At 62.0% G+C, this 20,037-nt stretch carries 16 protein-coding genes; 11 read left to right on the top strand and 5 right to left on the bottom strand.

The window, feature by feature from the left end; all coding sequences use genetic code 11:
- Positions 1-30: 30 nt before the first annotated feature.
- The 3 genes from M511_RS00275 to M511_RS00265 form a co-directional block, all read right to left on the bottom strand.
- A complete protein-coding gene (locus tag M511_RS00275) occupies positions 31-1,881 on the bottom strand; it encodes a M3 family oligoendopeptidase (RefSeq protein WP_010392350.1) in 1,851 nt (616 codons plus the stop codon).
- A 78-nt stretch (positions 1,882-1,959) separates the two neighbouring features.
- Positions 1,960-2,904 carry an alpha/beta fold hydrolase gene (locus M511_RS00270; RefSeq protein WP_010392349.1) on the bottom strand — a complete coding sequence of 315 codons (945 nt, stop codon included), beginning with the start codon at positions 2,902-2,904 and terminating at the stop codon, positions 1,960-1,962.
- A 3-nt stretch (positions 2,905-2,907) separates the two neighbouring features.
- Positions 2,908-3,192, bottom strand: coding sequence for an SCP2 sterol-binding domain-containing protein (locus tag M511_RS00265; protein WP_010392346.1), 285 nt, complete (start codon positions 3,190-3,192; stop codon positions 2,908-2,910).
- Between the two features lie 49 nt (positions 3,193-3,241).
- Here M511_RS00265 and M511_RS00260 point away from each other — a divergent pair, with 49 nt between their 5' ends.
- The 5 genes from M511_RS00260 to M511_RS00240 all read left to right on the top strand — a co-directional run bounded on the left by M511_RS00260 (position 3,242) and on the right by M511_RS00240 (position 8,618).
- Positions 3,242-3,961, top strand: a complete 720-nt coding sequence (locus M511_RS00260; RefSeq protein WP_029371275.1) for a tetratricopeptide repeat protein — start codon at positions 3,242-3,244, stop codon at positions 3,959-3,961.
- Entirely contained in the window at positions 3,961-6,870 is a 2,910-nt protein-coding gene (locus M511_RS00255) for a helicase-related protein (protein ID WP_010392342.1), read from the top strand. Before M511_RS00260 ends, M511_RS00255 begins: the two co-directional genes overlap by 1 nt.
- Positions 6,867-7,142 carry an RNA-binding S4 domain-containing protein gene (locus tag M511_RS00250; RefSeq protein ID WP_010392340.1) on the top strand — a complete coding sequence of 92 codons (276 nt, stop codon included), beginning with the start codon at positions 6,867-6,869 and terminating at the stop codon, positions 7,140-7,142. The genes M511_RS00255 and M511_RS00250 overlap by 4 nt, the downstream gene beginning before the upstream one ends.
- A 176-nt stretch (positions 7,143-7,318) precedes the next feature.
- Positions 7,319-7,657 carry a ferredoxin FdxA gene (gene fdxA, locus M511_RS00245; protein WP_010392338.1) on the top strand — a complete coding sequence of 113 codons (339 nt, stop codon included), beginning with the start codon at positions 7,319-7,321 and terminating at the stop codon, positions 7,655-7,657.
- Between the two features lie 451 nt (positions 7,658-8,108).
- Positions 8,109-8,618: a CarD family transcriptional regulator gene (locus M511_RS00240; protein WP_010392337.1), complete on the top strand. Its 510-nt coding sequence runs from the start codon at positions 8,109-8,111 to the stop codon at positions 8,616-8,618.
- Positions 8,619-8,713: 95 nt separating this feature from the next.
- Here the strand turns inward: M511_RS00240 and M511_RS00235 are convergent, their stop codons facing one another.
- On the bottom strand, positions 8,714-10,099 hold the full coding sequence (locus M511_RS00235; RefSeq protein WP_085501070.1) for a M20/M25/M40 family metallo-hydrolase: 1,386 nt from the start codon (positions 10,097-10,099) through the stop codon (positions 8,714-8,716).
- Between the two features lie 169 nt (positions 10,100-10,268).
- Between M511_RS00235 and hemA the strand changes: the two genes are divergently transcribed.
- The 3 genes from hemA to ispG all read left to right on the top strand — a co-directional run bounded on the left by hemA (position 10,269) and on the right by ispG (position 14,074).
- Positions 10,269-11,498 carry a 5-aminolevulinate synthase gene (hemA, locus tag M511_RS00230; protein WP_010392335.1) on the top strand — a complete coding sequence of 410 codons (1,230 nt, stop codon included), beginning with the start codon at positions 10,269-10,271 and terminating at the stop codon, positions 11,496-11,498.
- A gap of 105 nt (positions 11,499-11,603) precedes the next feature.
- Positions 11,604-12,821 carry a helix-turn-helix domain-containing protein gene (locus M511_RS00225; RefSeq protein WP_085501069.1) on the top strand — a complete coding sequence of 406 codons (1,218 nt, stop codon included), beginning with the start codon at positions 11,604-11,606 and terminating at the stop codon, positions 12,819-12,821.
- A 131-nt stretch (positions 12,822-12,952) separates the two neighbouring features.
- A complete protein-coding gene (gene ispG / locus M511_RS00220; protein WP_010392330.1) occupies positions 12,953-14,074 on the top strand; it encodes a flavodoxin-dependent (E)-4-hydroxy-3-methylbut-2-enyl-diphosphate synthase in 1,122 nt (373 codons plus the stop codon).
- A gap of 40 nt (positions 14,075-14,114) precedes the next feature.
- On the opposite strand, the gene M511_RS00215 is transcribed toward ispG, so the two are convergent.
- Positions 14,115-14,870 carry a DsbA family protein gene (locus M511_RS00215; protein ID WP_085501068.1) on the bottom strand — a complete coding sequence of 252 codons (756 nt, stop codon included), beginning with the start codon at positions 14,868-14,870 and terminating at the stop codon, positions 14,115-14,117.
- 136 nt (positions 14,871-15,006) lie between these two features.
- Between M511_RS00215 and M511_RS00210 the strand changes: the two genes are divergently transcribed.
- From M511_RS00210 to M511_RS00200, 3 genes are all read left to right on the top strand, one after another.
- Positions 15,007-16,143 carry a pyridoxal phosphate-dependent aminotransferase gene (locus M511_RS00210; RefSeq protein ID WP_085501067.1) on the top strand — a complete coding sequence of 379 codons (1,137 nt, stop codon included), beginning with the start codon at positions 15,007-15,009 and terminating at the stop codon, positions 16,141-16,143.
- Positions 16,140-17,375 carry an N-acetylmuramoyl-L-alanine amidase gene (locus M511_RS00205; protein ID WP_029371272.1) on the top strand — a complete coding sequence of 412 codons (1,236 nt, stop codon included), beginning with the start codon at positions 16,140-16,142 and terminating at the stop codon, positions 17,373-17,375. The genes M511_RS00210 and M511_RS00205 overlap by 4 nt, the downstream gene beginning before the upstream one ends.
- 70 nt (positions 17,376-17,445) lie before the next feature.
- The gene (locus M511_RS00200) at positions 17,446-19,983 is read left to right on the top strand and encodes a penicillin-binding protein 1A (protein WP_010392325.1); all 2,538 of its coding nucleotides are present in this window, start codon (positions 17,446-17,448) and stop codon (positions 19,981-19,983) included.
- The last annotated feature ends 54 nt before the right edge of the window (positions 19,984-20,037 follow it).

Genomic DNA, 20,037 nt, shown 5'->3' with positions numbered 1-20,037 from the left:
GCTTGTTTCGTGTGACCCCGGGGGGTCGGATCAGGCCTCCATCGCCTCAAGTTCGTCGATGAAACCTTCGATCATCGACAGGCCCTTGTCCCAGAACGCGGGGTCTGAGGCGTCGAGGCCAAAGGGGGCGAGCAGTTCCTTGTGGTGGCGCGATCCCCCGGCTGCCAGCATGTCGAAATACTTTGCCTGGAAGTCTGGCAGGCCATCCTCATAGGCGGCGTAGAGTGCGTTCACCAGCCCATCGCCGAATGCATAGGCGTAGACATAGAAGGGCGAGTGGACGAAATGCGGCACATAGGTCCAGAAACTTTCATAGCCCGGCATGAATTCGAAGGCATCGCCCAGCGACTCCGCCTGTACCGACATCCACAGGGCGTTGATATCCTCGGGCGTCAGTTCACCTTTGGCACGGGCGGCGTGCAGTTTGCATTCGAAGTCATAGAAGGCGATCTGGCGGACGACCGTGTTGATCATGTCCTCGACCTTGCCAGCCAGAAGTGCCTTGCGCTGCGCCTTGTCCGTAGTCTTGGTCAGAAGTGCGCGGAAGGTCAGCATTTCGCCAAAGACCGAGGCGGTTTCAGCAAGCGTCAACGGGGTTGAGGCCAGCAACTCCCCCTGCGCAGCTGCAAGCCGTTGGTGGACGCCGTGACCCAGTTCATGGGCAAGGGTCATGACATCGCGTGGTTTGCCAAGATAGTTCAGCAGCACATAGGGGTGAACCGTGGTGACGGTCGGGTGCGCGAAGGCACCGGGGGCCTTGCCGGGCTTGACGCCAGCGTCGATCCAGCCGCGATCGAAAAAGGGCTGGGCGAGATCGGCCAGTTTCGGTGAGAAACCGGCATAGGCGCCAAGGACCGTATCGCGGGCCTCGCCCCATGTGATCAGTCGCGGGCTTTCCGAGGGTAGCGGCGCGTTGCGGTCCCATATCTGCAATTTGTCGAGGCCGAGCCAGCGCGCCTTAAGCCGGTAATAGCGATGCGACAGGCGCGGATAGGCGGCGGTCACGGCGTTGCGCAGCGCCTCGACCACCTCGGGTTCGACATGGTTCGACAAGTGCCGCGCTGTTTGCGGCGTTGGCATCTTGCGCCATTTATCCTCGATGGCCTTTTCCTTGGCCAGCGTGTTGTGGATGCGGGTAAAGAGCTTGATATTTCGGCCAAAGACCTCGGCCAACGCACGGGCACCGGCTTCGCGTCGTGCACGGTCGTGGTCGGTAAGCAGGTTCAGCGTCGCTTCGAGCCCCAGTTCCTCGCCATCCACCTGGAAGGTCAGAGCTGCGGTGGTTTCGTCAAAAAGCCGGTTCCAGGCCGCTGCCCCGACGACGGAATTGTCGTGAAGGAAACGTTCAAGCTCATTTGACAGTTGATAGGGGCGCATAGCGCGCATGCGGTCAAACACCGGCTTGTAGCGTGCAGGACCGTTTGGCGCGGCAAAGATGTCCTCATAGCAGGTGTCGGGAATGCTGTTGAATTCGAGGCTGAAGAACACGAGCCTTGTCGTCGCCGTCGTGATGCGATCCTGCAGGTCGCCCATCAGCTTGGCGCGTTCGGAATCAGTGGTGTTCTGATAATAGCGCAACCCCGCATAGGACATGATCCGGCCGGCGAGGATGTCGATCTGCTGATACCGTTCGATACAGTCAAGCATCTTTTCGGCATCAAGCGAGGCCAGCTTGCCTTCGTAATCGTGGGCAAAGTCGCTGCAGGCCTGTTCCACCGTCTCAAGATCGCGGGCGAGTTCGGGTGAGTCCGGAGCGGGGTAGAGGTCGCTCAGGTCCCATTCCGGCAGCTTGCCCAGGTCAGGGGCCTCGGCTGCGACAGGCAGGGCATTCTCGTCACGCGGCAGGATACGGTTCACGAAGGTGCAGGCTGATATCATCATTTTCGGTCCTTTCGTATGACCAAGATGTGACCTCTGAATGGCCGGGCTGCAACCCGTCCCGCATCAATTCCACCGGTGTCAAACTGTGGCGGCGGCGTGGAAATGGGCGATGGCTGCCCCAAGAAAACGATTGCGGATGGCGTCACGCTCCATCATCGGTTCGTGGAGGCTGTCGGTCAGTTCCAGCAGGGTGGCTCCGGGCCAATCGGCGGTGCGGCTGCGGATGGCGCGGGGCGAAACGATCCCTTCGCGGGCGCCAAGCGCGATCAGCGCGGGCAGCGCCGGCAAAGGTCGGGCGGCAAGGCGGCGGCATTCCAGGATTGCTGCGCGCAGCCAGCTGTAGCTTGGCCCGCCGATAGCGATATCAGGCCAGGTCGCGGCTTCGGCGACCAGCCGGCCCCAGCGGCGTCCGTCCCCGGTCAGCAGATTGCGGCGGAAGGAATCGAGAAGGACGAAGTTTTCGTCACCACCTGTGGCAGGGGCCGGGCGTTCGCCGCGGCCCAGACGGCGGGCAAGGCCGGCAAGCGCCAGCGCCAAAGGCTCCGGCACGCGGCGCAGATTGATACCCCACATCGGGGCCGAGAAGACCACTGTTTGCACCGGCAGCCCGGCTTCAAGTGCGGCAAGGCCGATGGTGCCGCCCATGGAGTGAGCCAACAGATGCCAGGGCTGCGGCAGGTCCAGTTCCTGCGCGGCGACAACCATTTCGACCACGTCGCGCTGGTAATCGGCGAAATCCTCGATATGGCCGGGCCGTTTGTCTGGCTGCAGCCGGTCGGACATGCCCTGTCCGCGCCAGTCTATGGCCAGTACGTCAAAGCCTGCCGCATTCAGATCAGCGGCAACTTCGGCATATTTCTCGATATATTCGGTGCGGCCCGGGAACAGCAGCACTGTTCCCAGGGCGTTGCCCGCTGCCCAATGTGCCAGTCTGAGGCGTACCCCATCCTCGGCGCGGACCCAGAAGGGGCGGGCCGTGGGAAGGGGATCGCCGGGCAGGGTGTTAAAGGGCGCAGGCTTCATGTTTCAGGAGAGCAGGGCCCCCAGTTTCATCGCCGTGCCCATCGAGCCATCGACCCGCAGCTTGCCGGTCATAAAGGCGGTGGTTGGGTTCACATCGCCCGCAAGCAGCCCTTCAAAGGTTTCGCGGCTGGCGGTCAGTGTCACATCGGCTTCGTCATCGGCGGCGCGGGCGCCATTGGTGTCGATATAGACCGAGCCTTCGCCCTCGATGACGAATTTCGCGGTGCCGTCGAAGCCTTTGGCCTTTTCGTCCAGTGCGGCCACGGCAGCATCGACCACTTTGCTCATTCTCGATCTCCTGTTCTCGTGTCTGGAATTAGACGGTAGGGAAAGTTACATGGTGAGTATGCTTGCGCCAGTCCCTCATTTCCACCGTGCCGTAGCGACAGTGCTTCTTCTGGGGCTGGCGGGCAGTTCGTATGCCTGGCAGGCCCCAGGGTTGCCGGTTCATCAGATACCCGTACAGGGAGTGGCCCCGCAAGAAAATTCTCCTGAAAATGAAAGCGATTCGGGTGCTGCGGAGCCACTGTCCGAACCCGCTGCACCAGCCGAGCCCACATCCGAGGCACGCTTGCGCGAGCGTGAGGATCTGGACCTGCTTTTCGTCGAACTGGCCCAGCCCGAGGGCGAGACCTGGGCGCGCGCAGAAACCGATATCCTGCGGATATGGTCCCGTTCGGGCTCGGCAGCGATGGATTTGCTTTACAAGCGCGGTGAGGCGGCGCTGGACGCAGGCGACACGGTCACCGCTATCGGCCACCTGACGGCGCTGACCGATCACGCACCGGATTTCGCCGCGGGCTGGTATCTGCGTTCGGTCGCGCTTTATCTTGATGCGGATTTCGGGCCTGCCCTTGCCGATCTTGAGCAGGTGCTGCGCCTTGAACCGCGCCATTTCAACGCTCTGACCCAGCTTGGCACGATTCTGGAAGAGCTGGGCGATGACGGAAAGGCGCTCGCCGCCTATCGCCGCAGCCTGCAGATCCACCCCCATCAGCAGGATGCGCAGGACGCGGTCCGGCGGCTTGAACAGAAATTGCAAGGCATGGACGCCTGATGAACGATAAATCCCGGGTCACGGCCGTCCTTGGCCCGACTAATACCGGCAAGACCCATTACGCCATAGAACGGATGCTCGCACATCGCACGGGGGTCATCGGCCTGCCGCTGCGGCTGCTTGCGCGCGAGGTCTATGACCGCATCGTCAAGGCGCGGGGTCCTTCGGTCGTGGCGCTGGTCACGGGCGAAGAGCGCATCGTGCCCGAGCGGGTGCAATATTGGGTCGCCACCACCGAGGCCATGCCCGAGGTCGGGGCTGATTTCGTTGCCATCGACGAGATCCAGCTTTGTGCCGACCCTGAGCGTGGGCATGTCTTTACCGACCGGCTTTTGCACATGCGCGGCCTGCACGAGACGCTGCTTTTAGGCAGTGACACCATGCGTCCGGCGATTGCCGCGCTGGTGCCGCAGACACAGTTCATGCGGCGTGAACGATTCTCGACCCTGTCCTGGGCTGGCTCGAAAAAGATCAGCCGTATGCCGCCACGCTCGGCTATCGTCTGTTTCTCGGTCGATGAGGTTTATGCCACGGCTGAACTGATCCGCCGTCAAAAGGGCGGCTGCGCAGTGGTCATGGGGGCCTTGAGCCCGCGCACCCGCAACGCTCAGGTCGCCATGTATCAGAATGGCGAGGTGGATTATCTGGTCGCCACCGATGCCATCGGTATGGGGCTGAACCTCGACATCCGCCATATCGCCTTTTCAGCGACCGAGAAATTCGACGGCCGCCGCTTTCGCCAGCTTTTCCCCCATGAGCTTGGCCAGATCGCTGGCCGCGCCGGTCGCCATACCGAGCCGGGGACTTTTGGCGTCACCGGCGATGCCGCCCCTTTGGAAGAAGGGTTGATCGAGGCTATCGAGAACCACCGGTTCGCCCCGATTCAAAGGCTAAGCTGGCGCAACGGGGCGCTTGAATATGGTTCGGTCGAGCGGTTGCAGCAAAGCCTTGAGGCATCCTCGCAATCGGAATGGCTGGTGCGGGGGCGCGAAGCTGACGACCTGCGGGCGCTGAAGGCGCTTTCCGCGATGCCCGAGATTCGCGACAAGGTGACGCATCCCCGCGATGTGCGGCTATTGTGGGACGTCTGTCGTATTCCCGATTTTCGCGCCATTTCTCCGGCAGAGCATGCGACCTTGCTGGCGCGCATCTTTGGTTTCCTGCGTGAAGGTGGCGTGCCCGGGGACTGGCTGGCCGGCCAGATCCGGCGCATAGATCGCGCACAAGGCGATATCGACACATTGTCGAAACGCTTGGCATATATCCGGACCTGGACTTATGTTGCCCAACGATCCGGCTGGGTTTCGGATGAAAGTCATTGGCGTGCCGAGACGCGCGCGGTAGAAGATCGATTGTCGGACGCGTTACACGCGGCCCTGACACAAAGATTCGTGGACCGGCGCACATCAGTGCTGCTGCGCCGGCTCAAACAGAAGGAGAGCCTTTTGGCCGAGGTGAATGACAAGGGCGAAGTGACGGTTGAGGGCGAATTTGCCGGCCGTCTGGAGGGCTTCCGCTTCCACGCCGATCCAAACGCGACCGGAGACGAGGCGCGGATGCTGCAGCGTGCTGCCTATGAGGCGCTGCGGCCCGAGTTCCATCTGCGCGCCGACCGGTTCTACAACGCGCCGGATACCGAGCTGGACTTCACCGAACAGGGCGGCCTGATGTGGGGCAGCTCGGCGGTGGGCAAGCTCGTCAAGGGGGGCGAGGCGCTGAAACCGGGAGTCGAAGCCTTCGTTGACGAAGAAGCAGGCCCCGAGATCACCGAAAAGGTGCGCCGCCGTCTGCAGCATTTCATCGACCGCAAGATCGCGACGCTGTTTGAGCCGCTGCTGGCGTTGCGTAATGACGAAACGCTGTCGGGCCTTGCCCGCGGCTTTGCCTTCCGCCTTGTCGAGGCACTGGGCGTTCTGCCGCGCGAAGGCGTCGCATCTGAGGTCAAGGAGCTTGACCAGGACGCGCGCGGGATGTTGCGCAAACATGGCGTGCGCTTTGGCCAGTTCACCATCTTCCAGCCAGCCCTGCTGAAACCGGCGCCTACGCGGCTGCGGCTGGTGCTCTGGGGCCTTGATCAGGGGCTGAGCGAATTTCCTGAAAACCCGCCTCCGGGCCTTGTGACCATTCCGAACCTGCCCGATGTGCCCAAGGGCTATTACACGCTTTCGGGCTATCATCCGGCGGGCGAACGGGCGATCCGTATCGACATGCTCGAACGGCTGGCTGATATGCTGCGCACTCAGGACAGCCGTGGCGGTTTTGAGGCGACGCCGGACATGCTGTCGATCACCGGCATGACGCTAGAGCAGTTCTCGGGCCTGATGCGTGGTTTGGGCTATCGCGCCGAGCGTGGTGAACGTCCCAAGGTTCGCGCTGCGGCCGAGCCGGTGGCTGATCCCGCGCCCGAGGCCGGAGAGCATGCCAACCCGCTGACCGAAGAGGAAAGCGTTCTCGCAGCTGAAACCCGCGCGCAGTGGGAGGCCGAGCAGGCCGCCCGCAAGGCCGAGGAAGAGGCAGCCTCGGGCGCTGAAGGGGCTGAACCTGCTGCTTCTGGCGAAGAGGCTGAGGTTGAGGTGTTTTATACCTTCACCTGGGCTCCGCGTCCGCGCAATCGCCGCCCTGAGCGGGGTGAGCGGCCGCAGGGTCAGCAAGGGCAGGGCCGTCCGCAAGGTGAGCGTGGCCCGCGCCGTGACCGTGAGAACGGGGCCGAGGGTGGCAAGCGTGAGGGTAAGCCCTTTGAGGGTAAGCGTCGCGGCGAGTCGGGTGAACGTGGACCCAAGGGTAAGCCTCGGGGCAAGCCGCGCCACGATGGGCCCAAGAATTTTGAGGCGCGTCCTCCGCGCGCTGAAAAGCAGGCCGATCCCGACAGCCCCTTCGCCATTCTGGCCGCGCTCAAGAATAAAACGTGAGCGCAGGCGACAGCGGAGCAATCCGGCTTGACCGTTGGCTGCACCATGCGCGGCTGTTTCGTACCCGGACGCTCGCTGCCGATGCAATCGGCGCGGGCGGCATCCGGGTGAATGGCCAGCCTTGCCGTAAACCGGCGCAGGTGGTGCGGGGCGGTGACACTGTCACCGTCTCGGCCCATGGGCGGGTGCGGGTGCTGCGGGTCCTGCTTTTGGGTGAGCGGCGCGGCCCGGCAAGCGAGGCCGCGCTGTTATATGAGGAAATCGAATCCTAGCCGTTTGCCTTGGGGTGGGGCGGTCAGGAACCCGGTTCTGCCCCTGCGGCCCGTGACGGAATGACATCCCGTGCCGGCCGGTCCCGGGCTGTATCCCCGTCTTTTCCTTAGTCCCGGCCTTGATTGATGCCGGCCGCGGGCGTAACTAGCCGATCAGGAAACAGGAATATCGCGCCATGACCTATGTCGTTACCGAAAACTGCATCATGTGCAAATACACCGACTGCGTCGAGGTTTGCCCGGTAGACTGTTTCTATGAGGGCGAAAATACGCTGGTCATCCATCCCGACGAATGCATCGACTGCGGTGTTTGCGAACCTGAATGCCCGGCCGACGCCATCCGCCCCGATACCGAGCCGGGGATGGAAACCTGGGTCGAGTTCAACCGCAAATATGCCGAACTCTGGCCGGTGATTACCCGCAAGAAAGACCCGATGCCCGGCTATCAGGAAATGGATGGTCAGGCCGGCAAGCTGGAAAAATATTTTTCGGAAGCCCCTGGCGAAGGCGATTGATGCCCGTTTTTTGGGGCATGTTGTCCGTTTGCGGTGCTTGGCGACTGTGATCATTATGCACCAATGGGGCTTTTCACCTGTGTCGTGCTGGCAACATCCAGGTCGAAGGGCTAGTTCAGTCTCGTGATGGGCGCAGATGATTCGTCTTGGATCATGTCCCGGCCCTTTTGGTGTGTTGGGTTGCGAGTATCTGAGTTTCCAAGGTTTTTTCGCATCGAACAGGTCGGACGCTGCTTTGCAGCGAGCCTTTGAAACAAGGCGAATTATGTGTTATGGTGCGGCCATCCCGCGCCGGATGGGTTGCTTTTCGTAGCCCGTCCGGCGCCGCTGCCTGTCCTGATCGTCTGCCCGATCGGAAGCGCAAGAATAATAATCCCGGCCTGTAAGGAGGGACTCTCCCTCCTTTTGGGCCTTTTGTGCCGCGCCGTGGCGCAACTGCGAAGGAAGCCCAATGTCGAAAGCCAAGAAGACCGAATTCCGCCCCGATGATTTTGTGGTGTATCCGACTCACGGCGTGGGTCGGATCGTATCAATTGAAGAGCAGGAAGTCGCAGGGCTGCGACTCGAAATGTTCGTCATCTCCTTTGAAAAGGACAAGATGACCCTGCGTGTGCCGACCGCCCGTGCGACCGAGATTGGCATGAGGGGCCTTTCGACCCCCGACCTGGTCGAGCGTGCTTTGGACACTCTTAAGGGCAAGGCCCGCGTCAAGCGCGCGATGTGGTCGCGCCGTGCGCAGGAATATGAGCAAAAGATCAACTCGGGCGATCTGATGTCGATTGCCGAAGTGGTTCGCGACCTGCATCGCAACGACGATCAGCGCGAGCAATCCTATTCCGAGCGTCAGCTTTACGAAGCCGCTCTGGACCGTCTGACCCGCGAAGTCGCCGCCGTCAGCGGCATGGACGAAGCAGGCGCGCAGAAAAAGGTCGATGCGGTCCTGACTGCCCGCGCAGCCTAAGCGCAAGCATATGTCATGAAAAAGGGCGCCCGACCGGGCGCCCTTTTTCATTTCCGCCAAAGCGTGCCGGGCAGCACTGCCGCCCGGCGCTGGCCTTATGACAGTGCGGCAAGGATGCGCACCCAACTGCGCGCCCCTTTGGCAAAGCTTTCCAGGTCATATTTCTCGTTCGGGGAGTGGATGCGGTCGTCATCGCGGGCAAAGCCGATCAGCATGGTATCCATGCCCAGGATTTCTTTGAAATCCCCGGCGATCGGAATCGAGCCTCCGGCACCGATATAGGCCGCCTCGCGCCCCCATTCCTCTGTCAGGGCCGCCTTGGCTGCTGCAAAAGCCGGGTCCGAGATATCCATGCGGCTTGCGGGACTTGCGCCGTGATCCTGGAACTCGACCGCGCAATCGGCAGGCACACGGGCGCGCACATAGGCGCGGAAGCTGTCGCGGATTTTTCCGGGGTTCTGGGCGCCGGTCAGGCGAAAGCTGACTTTGGCGCGGGCCTCGGCCGGCAGAACGGTTTTGAAGCCTTCGCCGGTATAGCCGCCGGTGATGCCATTGATCTCGAAGGTGGGGCGGTTCCAGACCATCTCAAGCCCGGTACGTCCACGCTCTCCGATCGGATGTTTCAGCCCAACGCGCGAGAGGAATTCGCCGGCGTCGAAGCCAAGCGCCTCCCAATCGGCGCGCAGCCCTTCGGTCAGTTCCTCGACCCCGTCGTAAAAGCCGGGCAGGGTGATACGCCCATCAGCGTCCTTGATGCCCGACAGGATATCGACCAGCACTTGCAGCGGGTTGGCCGCAAGCCCGCCAAAGCCGCCCGAATGCAGGTCGCGGTCCGCGCCGCGCAGGATGATCTCATCCCCGTACAGGCCGCGCAGCTGGGTGGTGATGGCCGGGCGGCCATCGGCATACAGGCTGGTGTCGCAGATCATCGCGATCCCGGCGCGCAGCTCTGCGGCATTTTCACGCAGAAAGGGACGCAAGCTCGGAGAACCGGATTCCTCTTCACCCTCAAACAGCAGCACCAGATCCGAGGGCAGGCTGCCATGGATCTCTTTCCAGGCGCGTGCTGCCTCGACAAAGGTCATAAGCTGGCCCTTGTCGTCGGACGAACCGCGACCGCGGATCACCTTGCCATTAGGCGTGTCCTGAATTTCGGGTTCAAAGGGCGGGCGATCCCACAGCTCCAGCGGATCGACGGGTTGAACGTCGTAATGTCCGTAAAACAGCGCCGGTCGGCGGTCGCCTTTTTGCGAATGAGCCACAACCATAGGATGGCTGGGCGTGTCGCGCACCGAGGCTTCGAAGCCCAAAGATGCCAGTTCCGCGCACAGCCAGTCCGCCGCCTGCCGGACGCGGTCTTTATAGGCCGGGTCGGTCGAAATCGACGGAATGCGCAGGAATTCCATCAGCCGGTCCAGCGATTGCGGCAGATTTTCATCAAGGGTTGAAAGTACTTCGTCGATTTTGGAATTGTCCGCCATTTTTCGCCTTTCCTGATTGATTTCCTCAGAGAAAATCCCTGCTATCTTAGTAGTGGTGCGACATTTTTACGCTGTATTTTCCCGGTTCCGGCACTTATCAAAGGGTCACCCGCGGGATCGCAACATGATCCCCCAAGCGAGCAAGTTCAAGCAAGGCAAGGGATCTGTAATGGACTATTCAGCCGCCCTCGATCAGGCCATCGGCAAGCTGCACGAGGAAGGCCGTTATCGGACCTTCATCGACATCGAACGCCGCAAGGGGGCCTATCCGCAGGCGGTCTGGACCCGTCCCGATGGCAGCGAGACCGAGATCACCGTCTGGTGCGGCAACGACTATCTTGGCATGGGGCAGCATCCCGTCGTCCTGGCCGCGATGCATGAGGCGCTGGATGCGACCGGTGCCGGTTCAGGCGGCACGCGCAATATCTCGGGCACCACGATCTATCACAAACAGCTTGAGGTCGAGCTGGCCGATCTGCACGGCAAAGAGGCGGCACTGGTTTTTTCCAGCGCCTATATCGCCAATGACGCGACGCTTTCGACCCTGCGCAAGCTGTTTCCGGGGCTGATCATCTATTCGGATCAACTGAACCACGCCTCGATGATCGAGGGGATCAAGCGTTTCGACGGTGCCAAGCGCATTTTCCGCCACAATGATGTCGCGCATCTGCGCGAATTGCTTGAGGCTGACGATCCCTCCGCCCCGAAACTGATCGCCTTTGAATCAATCTATTCGATGGATGGCGATTTTGGCCCCATCGCCGCGATTTGTGATCTGGCCGATGAATTCAATGCGCTGACCTACCTTGATGAGGTTCATGCGGTTGGCATGTACGGTCCCCGCGGCGGCGGTGTCGCTGAGCGCGACGGGCTGATGGATCGCATCGACATCTTTAACGGCACGCTTGGCAAAGCCTTTGGTGTCTTTGGCGGCTATATCGCTGCGACTGCCAAGATGGTGGATGCGATTCGCTCGTATGCGCCAGGCTTTATTTTCACCACCTCGCTGCCGCCTGCGGTGGCGGCAGGGGCGGCTGCCTCGATTGCCTTCCTGAAGACGGCCGAGGGGCAGTTGCTGCGCGACCGTCAGCAGCTCAATGCCCGTATCCTTAAGATGCGCCTGCGCGGCCTGGGCATGCCGATCATGGATCACGGCAGCCATATCGTGCCCGTGCATGTCGGAAATCCCGTACATTGCAAGGCCTTGTCGGATATGTTGCTGCGCGACTTTGGCATCTATGTGCAGCCGATTAACTTCCCCACCGTTCCGCGTGGGACCGAGCGGCTGCGCTTTACCCCTTCTCCGGTGCATGATTCCCGGCAGATTGATCACCTCGTGCGCGCCATGGATAACCTGTGGTCGCAATGTAAACTGAACCGTTCTACTTCTGCTGCCTGAACGGTTTCGGGGTGAAGACCTCTCGCACCCGTGATAACCTTGCTTTAATCAATTTGTAGTTTCTTCCGATTCGGGAGGGCGAGCAGCAAGAATGAGGCAGGCGCGATGATCGGGCTGAGGGGGAATCCTCCGTCGCATGATGAGCCGGTGGCTTTGCCGCCGGGCTTTGACGATCCGGACATTCGTCTTGGCGACCTGATGCGGGGCGAACGCGCCACGCTGGGCAAGTCGCTGCTGGATGTTCAGCGCGAGTTGCGCATTCGCGCATCTTACGTTGCGGCGATCGAGAATTGCGATACCTCTGCTTTTGATACGCCCAGCTTTATCGCTGGCTATGTGCGCTCTTATGCCCGTTATCTGGGTATGGACCCGGAATGGACCTTCCGCCGTTTTTGTCTTGAGTCGGGCTTTCAGCCCCCGCATGGCATGGCACCCGCCGCCTCGGGGCCAAAGCCTCAGCGGCGGCCTGCGGATCCGGCCGAGGCTCTGGCTAATCCGCATCCGATCTTTCTGCCCAAGCAGGAAAGCATCTGGAGTTCGTTCGAGCCGCGCGCCATCGGTTCGCTCTTTGTGATGATCGTCCTGGCCTGTGGCCTCGGCTACGGTGGCTGGGCGGTGCTGCAGGAGGTGCAAAAGGTCAACCTGACGCCCGGCGATCAGGCGCCGGGCGTGATCGCGGCGCTTGATCCGGTGCAGGAAGCGGCCGAGCCTGAGACGATTGAATCGGCTCAGGTTAACCTGCCGCGGCCCGAAGGGCTGGACCGTACCTATCGCCCGCAGGCGCTGGAGGTGCCGGTGCTGGTTGCCCGTGACGGGCCGATTGCCGCGATTGATCCGGGTCTGGATGCGCCGGCGATGCAGCCCGACGATGGCGAGGCTGTTGTGCGCACCGCATCGGTTCAGGATCAGCAGGTCTATGGCCCCCCCATGCCGCAAGAGCAGGCAGCGGTACGCACCGTTGCACCCGATGCGCCCGAGGTCGAGATCCTTGTTACCCAGCCGGCCTGGGTGCGCGTCACCTCGGCTGACGGTACGGTGCTGCTTGAAAAGATCATGGACGCGGGCGAACGTTTCGCGCTGCCTAAGCTTGAGGCCCCGCCGATCTTGCGCGCGGGCAACTCTGGCGCGGTCTATTTCGCAGTTAACGGCCGCACCTATGGCCCCGCCGCGCCGGGTGCCAAGGTGGTCAAGAATGTCGAGCTGTCGCCGACGGCGGTAACAGCCAAATTCGCCGCAGCCGATCTGGCCAAGGATCCGAGGCTGGCCGAAATGGTATCTTTGGCTTCGGCTGATCAGCCAGAAAAACCCGCTGAACAGGAGTAACCCAGACGCAGGATGCCGGTCACGGATCCGGCATCTTGGACCGGGCAGGGGGCGGACGGCTTGTCCGTCCGGCCGCATCGGCCTATCTGTGACGGGTCAATCCGCCCTCTGCGCAGGAAAAGGCTTTAGCCATGTCGCATAATCCGATTCGCCCGTGGCGCAATATTGACCGGCGTAAGTCGCGCCGGATCATGGTTGGGAATGTGCCGGTCGGGGGTGATGCACCGATCAGCGTCCAGACCATGACCAATACGGACACTTCGGACGTGCGCGCGACGCTGGACCAGATCATCCGTGCGGCGGATGTCGGTGCTGATATCGTGCGCGTCTCGACCCCGGACGAGGCCTCGACCCGGGCGCTGCGCGAAATCTGCCGGGAAAGTCCGGTGCCGATCGTGGCAGATATCCATTTCCACTATCGCCGCGCCATTGAAGCGGCCGAGGCAGGGGCAGCATGCCTGCGCATCAACCCCGGCAACATCGGTGATGCCAATCGCGTGCGCGAGGTTATCAAGGCTGCGCGCGATCACGGATGTTCGATCCGTATCGGTGTGAACGCAGGCAGCCTTGAGAAGCATTTGCTTGAGAAATATGGTGAACCTTGTCCCGATGCGATGGTGGAATCCGGGCTGGATCACATCCGCATCCTTCAGGACAACGATTTTCACGAATTCAAGATCAGCGTAAAGGCCAGCGACGTCTTTCTGGCTGCTGCCGCCTATCAGCAACTGGCCGAGGCGACCGATGCGCCGATCCATCTGGGCATTACCGAGGCCGGCGGGCTGATGTCTGGCACGGTCAAATCCGCTATCGGCCTTGGCAACCTATTATGGATGGGGATCGGCGACACGATCCGCGTCAGCCTCTCGGCCGATCCGGTCGAGGAGGTGAAGGTCGGATTCGAGATACTCAAGTCTCTGGGCCTGCGCACCCGTGGCGTACAGATCATCTCATGCCCCAGCTGCGCGCGTCAGGGCTTTGACGTCATCAAGACGGTCGAGATCCTTGAAAAGCGGCTTGAGCACATCAAGACCCCGATGAGCCTGTCGATCATCGGCTGTGTGGTGAATGGTCCGGGTGAGGCGCTGATGACCGATATCGGCTTTACCGGCGGCGGTGCCGGGTCCGGGATGGTCTATCTGGCTGGCAAGCAGAATCATAAGATGTCGAATGATCAGATGATCGACCATATCGTCGAACTGGTCGAAAAGCGCGCGGCCGAGATCGAGGCTACGCCCTCTGCCGCAGAATAAGCCCGCAACGCCGACCATCGCCGCGTTGCGGGCGCTGGCTTTAGCCCTTGGCGGCGCGGGCGCGGGCGACTGCACCCTCTAGCCCATCAGCGGGTACGCCCCGCAGCATCTCGCCGTTGATGATAAAGGTGGGCGTGCCCATGATGCGCATCTGTTCGGCCAGCTGCTGGTTTTTGCGCAGCACGGACGACACCTCCTCGGTGTTCATGCGGGTGATGACCTGTTCACTGTCAACACCCAGATCACCGGCAAGCTTGGTCAGGCTTTCCAGATTGACCGGGCCGCGCGATTCCATCAGTATGTCATGGGCCTTTTTATAGGCATCGGCCCCCGCGATCTGCTGGACCGAGATGGCAAAGCGCGCGGCCATATCGCTTTCCTGCGTCAGAATCGGGAATTCTTTGAGGATCCAGCGGATGTTGCCGTCAGCCGAGATCAGCTTTTCCAGATCCGGGTTGACGCGTTTGCAGACGCCGCAGCGATAGTCGATGAATTCGACCAGCGTGACGTCGCCTTCGGGGTTGCCGCCGATCCAGCTGTGGCCGTCGTTGAAGATAGCCTCGCGGTTATTCTCGACCAGCAACTGGTCGTTCTTGACCTCATCGGCGGCGCGGCGTTCCTCAAGGACGTTGATCGATTCGATCAGAACCTCGGGATTTTCCATCAGATATTCGCGGACAGCCTCGCCGAAGGCAGCCTTTTCGTCCTCGGTCATATTGGCCAGGTCAAAGGCAAGGACCGGGGCGGCGGGCAGGGCGGTCGCCGTCAGGACGGCGGCGGTCAGAAGGGCTTTCATACAGGGGTCCTTTCCAGTTGCAGGCAGCTTGGCCCGTCTCGCCAGCCGTTGCAAGCTATCGGCCCCCGTCTCACGTGGGCTTGACCGGCCCCGCCACAGGCGTGATACCCCGGCCATAACCATGAGGCAGGCAGACATGAGACAATCCCGCCGTGGGCAGGTCGATCCCTTCATCGTGATGGACGTCATGGAGGCCGCCCGCAAGGCAGAAGCGAAGGGGTGGCACATCATCCATATGGAGGTCGGTCAACCCTCGACCCCCGCACCCGAGGGCGCGCGCCGGGCGCTTGCGGCCGCTCTGGACCGGCCGCTGGGCTATACCGTGGCGCTGGGACTGCCCGAGCTGCGTCAGGGCATCGCCGCGCTTTATCAGCGCTGGTACGGTATCGACCTTGATCCTGCTCGGGTGGTGGTGACGCCGGGCTCGTCAGGGGCCTTTATCCTGGCTTTTTCAGCTCTGTTTGACGCAGGAGACCGCGTCGCTTTGGGCGAGCCGGGCTATCCCAGCTATCGCCAGATCCTGCGTGCGATGTCGCTGACGCCGGTTGGCATCCAGACCCGGGTCGATGATCGCTATCAGCCCCGCCCGCAGGATCTGCCAGCCGATGCGCAGGGGTTGATCCTTGCCTCGCCCGGCAACCCGTCAGGTACCGTTTTGCGGCGTGAGGAACTGGCTGGGTTGACGGCAAAGGCTGCCGAACTGGGTATGAACGTCATCTCGGACGAGATCTATCACGGGTTAGACTACGGTGCCGGGTTCCATTCGGCGCTGGAGGTGACGGATGATGTCTTTGTCATCAACAGCTTCTCGAAATATTTCAGCATGACCGGCTGGCGCGTTGGCTGGATGGTGGTGCCCGAGGATATGATTCGCACTGTCGAGCGGATCGCGCAGAACATGTTCATCTGCCCCCCGCACGCAAGCCAGGTTGCGGCTCTGGCGGCGCTTGATTGTGTCGATGAGGCCGAGGCCAATCTTGCCGTCTATGCCGAGAACCGCCGGCTGATGCTTGAACGGCTGCCCAGGATCGGGTTTGACCGTATCGCACCGCCCGAAGGGGCGTTTTATATCTATGCCGACGTCTCTGAATTAACTGGAAACAGCCTGAACTTTGCGGCGGAAATTCTTGAAAAAGCTGGCGTTGCGGTAACGCCGGGGCTTGATTTCGACCCCCATCGCGGGGCGCAGACCCTGCGGTTTAGCTATGCCGCCTCAACGGCCGAGATCGCTGAGGGGCTGGACCGGCTGGCGGCCTTTATGGCGGCACGATGAGACGGCTTTGGGTCCTTTTGCTGTTTCTGCTGGCACTGCCGGCACTGGCCGAAGACGGTCAGCGTTCGGCGCTGGCCACGGTCGATCTGGCACATTCCGCGCTGTCGGCCGAAGGGCGGGATCGCGGGCGACCGCGACCCATGGACCTGAGGCTGACCATCAGCCAGCCGGTGCCTTATCGGGTCTATTTTCTCGACGGGCCGCCGCGACTGGTAGTTGATTTTCGCGAGATCGACTTTTCCGGCACCCGGGCCGGGGATCTGCCGGGGCGTGAACTGGTGCCTGCGCTGCGCTGGGGGCGTTTTCGCCCGGGCTGGTCGCGGCTGGTGATGGAACTGCCCGGCCCCTACGCGCTGCGCACTGCCATTCAGCGCCCGGCCGAGGGTGGGGCCAGGGGTGCGTTGGTTCAATTGCGCATCGAACCGGTCGGACAAAAGGATTTCGTCACTCGTGGCAACGCGCTTTCCGCACTTTGGGACTTGCCTGCCCCCGCTGCGGTGACGCCGCTGCCACCGCGCCGGACGGGCGACAAGCCGTTGCGGGTGGCGCTTGATCCCGGCCACGGCGGCCATGACCCCGGCGCTCAGGTCGGTGCGATCAGCGAGGCGGCTCTGATGCTGAGCTTTGCGCGCGAACTGACCGAGATCCTGACCCGTGCCGGATTTGAGGTGGTCGCTACGCGGCAGGACGACAGTTTCATTCCGCTGGAGAGGCGCATGACGCTGGCCCGGGCGGCACAGGCCGATCTGTTCATCTCGCTTCATGCCGATGCGCTGCCGGCGGGCGAGGCGGCGGGGCTGTCGATTTATACCTGGAACCCGCAGGCCGATGATCGCGCATCGCGCGAATTGGCGATGCGGCATGACCGCACCGATCTGCTGGCGGGGCTGGATCTGGCTGGGACCGATGATCAGGTTGCCGCTGTGCTGATGGATCTGGCGCGGACCGAAACCCATCCGCGATCAGAAGCTTTTGCGAAATTCGCTGTCTCGGAACTGAACCGCGCGGGCATCGCCATGCACCGCCGTCCGGTGCGGGGGGCGGCATTTTCGGTACTGAAATCACCCGATATTCCCTCGGTTCTGGTCGAACTGGGGTTTCTGACCGATGCGGGTGACCGTGCCAATCTGTTTGACCCGGACTGGCGTGCGCGCACGGCGCAGGCTTTGGCCCGCGCGGTCGGGCTGTGGGCGCAAGATGATGCCGCCCGTGCCGCGCTGTCGCGTCAATAGCGCAAGGTTGCTTTGACGGGCGCGGCCCGCCTGTCTATAGAGACGCTCGTTATCCCCAGAGGCTTGCCCATTGCTGCGCTTCCTGCTGTCTTTTATCGGTGCGATCTTTTCCTGGCTCGTGACCGCCGTTTTCTTCATCGCCCTGACTGTCGGGGCGGTGTTCTGGATGTATTCCCGCGACCTGCCGAGTCATGAGCAATTGGCGCAATATGCGCCCAAGACCATCAGCCGGATTTATTCCGCCGAGGGCAGGCTGATCGACGAATTCGCCGAAGAACGCCGCATCTTTGTGCCGATTGACGAGATTCCGTCGCTGGTGAAGCAGGCCTTCATCAGTGCCGAGGACAAACATTTCTATAGCCATCACGGCTTTGACCCGATGGGGATGGGCAAGGCTTTGCTGGATGCGATCAGCTCGGGCGGGCGCAACCTGCGCGGCGCCTCGACCATCACCCAGCAGGTGATGAAGAACTTTCTGCTTTCCAGCGACCGCAGCGTCGAGCGCAAGATCAAGGAGCTGATTCTCGCCACGCGGCTGGAATCGACGCTGACCAAGGACCAGATCCTTGAGCTTTATCTGAACGAGATCTTTCTGGGCCAGAACAGCTTTGGTGTCGCGGCGGCGGCGCAAAGCTATTTCAACAAGCCCCTTACCGAGCTTGCCCCGCATGAGGCGGCGACGCTTGCTGCTATGCCCAAGGCGCCCGGACGCTATCATCCTGTCCGTGCCAAAGAGGCGCTTACCGAGCGGCGCAACTATGTCCTGCGCGAGATGTGGCAGAACGGCTATATAGATCAAGCGACTTACGAATCGGAATCGAAACTGCCGTTGCGCTCGGTTCAGAACGGTGATTTCCCGGCCTTCCAGCAGCAATTGCCGTCGCGGGATTATTTCACCGACGAGATTCGCCGCCAGCTTTCTGCGCAATTCGGTGAGGATGAGTTTTTTGGCGGCGGTCTGGCCATCCGGGCAACCGTCGATCCCAGGCTGCAAAAGGTAGCTGCACGTGCGCTGCAGCAGGCGCTTGAGAAATACGACCGTGGCCGCGGCGTCTGGCGCGGCACCCGCGTCAGGATCCCGGCCGGGCAGTTGGGCAGCGAACAGCAATGGCGCGAGGCTTTGGGTGATGCCCGCGTGCCGCGCGATATTGAGGGCTGGTTCCCCGCCGTTGTCCTGTCTTTGGGCGATACCGACGCCACGATCGGCATCGAGGATCACGAGGGCACGGCCACCATTCCCGCCAAGGACGTCCAATGGGCGCGCAAGCGGCTGGCGGACGGCAAGCTGGGGCCAAAGGCGCGGGTCGCCTCGGACCTGCTTGAGGTTGGCGATGTGGTGCTGGTCCGCCAGATGACCAGCGACAGCGATGGCAGCTTTATCCGCTGGACCCTGCGGCAGGTGCCCGAGGTGCAGGGCGGTTTCATGGCCATGGACGTCAATACCGGCCGCGTTATCGCGATGCAGGGTGGCTTCAGCTATCAAAGTTCGGTCTTTAACCGTGCCACGCAGGCACTGCGCCAGCCGGGGTCAAGCTTTAAGCCTTTTGTCTATGCGGCGGCGCTGGATTCGGGGTTCAACCCCGCGACCATCGTCGTGGACGAGCCGATCACCGTGAACACGCCGCAAGGTCTGTGGACGCCCAAGAACGCCAGTGGCAGGTTCTATGGCCCGACGCCGATGCGCACCGGGATCGAACAGTCGCGCAACCTGATGACCATCCGTATCGCCCAGGATATCGGGATGGATACGGTGGCGAAATATGCCGAGAAATTCGGGGTCTATGACCACCTTGGTCATTTTCTTGCCAACAGCCTTGGCGCGCAGGAAACGACTCTGTTCAAGATGGTTGCCGCCTATGCCATGTTCGCTAACGGTGGTGAGCGGGTGGAGCCGACGCTGGTCGACCGTGTGCAGGACCGTCGCGGTCGCACGATTTATCGCCATGATCACCGCGAATGCGTGACCTGTGGCCAGCCGAACCTGCCTCCGGGTGCGGCGCCCGAGATCCGGTCGAACCGCGAACGGGTGATGGACGCGATTACCGCCTATCAGCTGACCTCGATGCTGGAAGGCGTCGTCAAGCGCGGTTCGGGGCGTGGCGTCAGCCTGCCGGTGCCGGTTGCGGGCAAGACCGGGACCACCAATGACGCCAAGGATGTGTGGTTTATTGGCTTTACCTCGAACATCGTTGCCGGCTGCTACCTTGGCTATGACCAGCCGCGTACGCTGGGTTCGAATGCCTATGGCGGTACGCTTTGCGTGCCAGTCTTCAACGAGTTCATGAAAGAGGCGGTCAAGGAATTTGGCGGCACCGCCTTCAAGGTTCCTCCGGGCGGCCACTTCGTCAACATCGACCGCTTCACCGGTGCGATCCTTGGCCCGGATGCCAAGGGCGACAACGTGATTGCCGAATATTTCCGCGATGGTCAGGACCTGACCGGCATCGCCATGATCGACGGCGGCTTTGGTCGCGCCGACCCGGCCACGCTGCCGCTCTTTACCTCTGGCCGCGACAGCGGGCAGGCGGTGACCACCTCGACCGGCAAGAAAAAGGTGATCCCGAAAAAAGCCGATTTCGGCACGCTGTCCTCGGGCGGGCTCTATTAGGTCCGGTGCTTGCCGCCGGACGCTGCCCGCGTTATTTGTCCTGCCCTGACCTGA

Source organism: Paracoccus sp. J56 (assembly GCF_019633685.1).
GTDB classification, from domain to species: Bacteria; Pseudomonadota; Alphaproteobacteria; order Rhodobacterales; family Rhodobacteraceae; genus Paracoccus; species Paracoccus kondratievae.
Note: the sequence above shows the minus strand (reverse complement) of the source record. Positions and strands in the feature narration are given on the sequence as shown.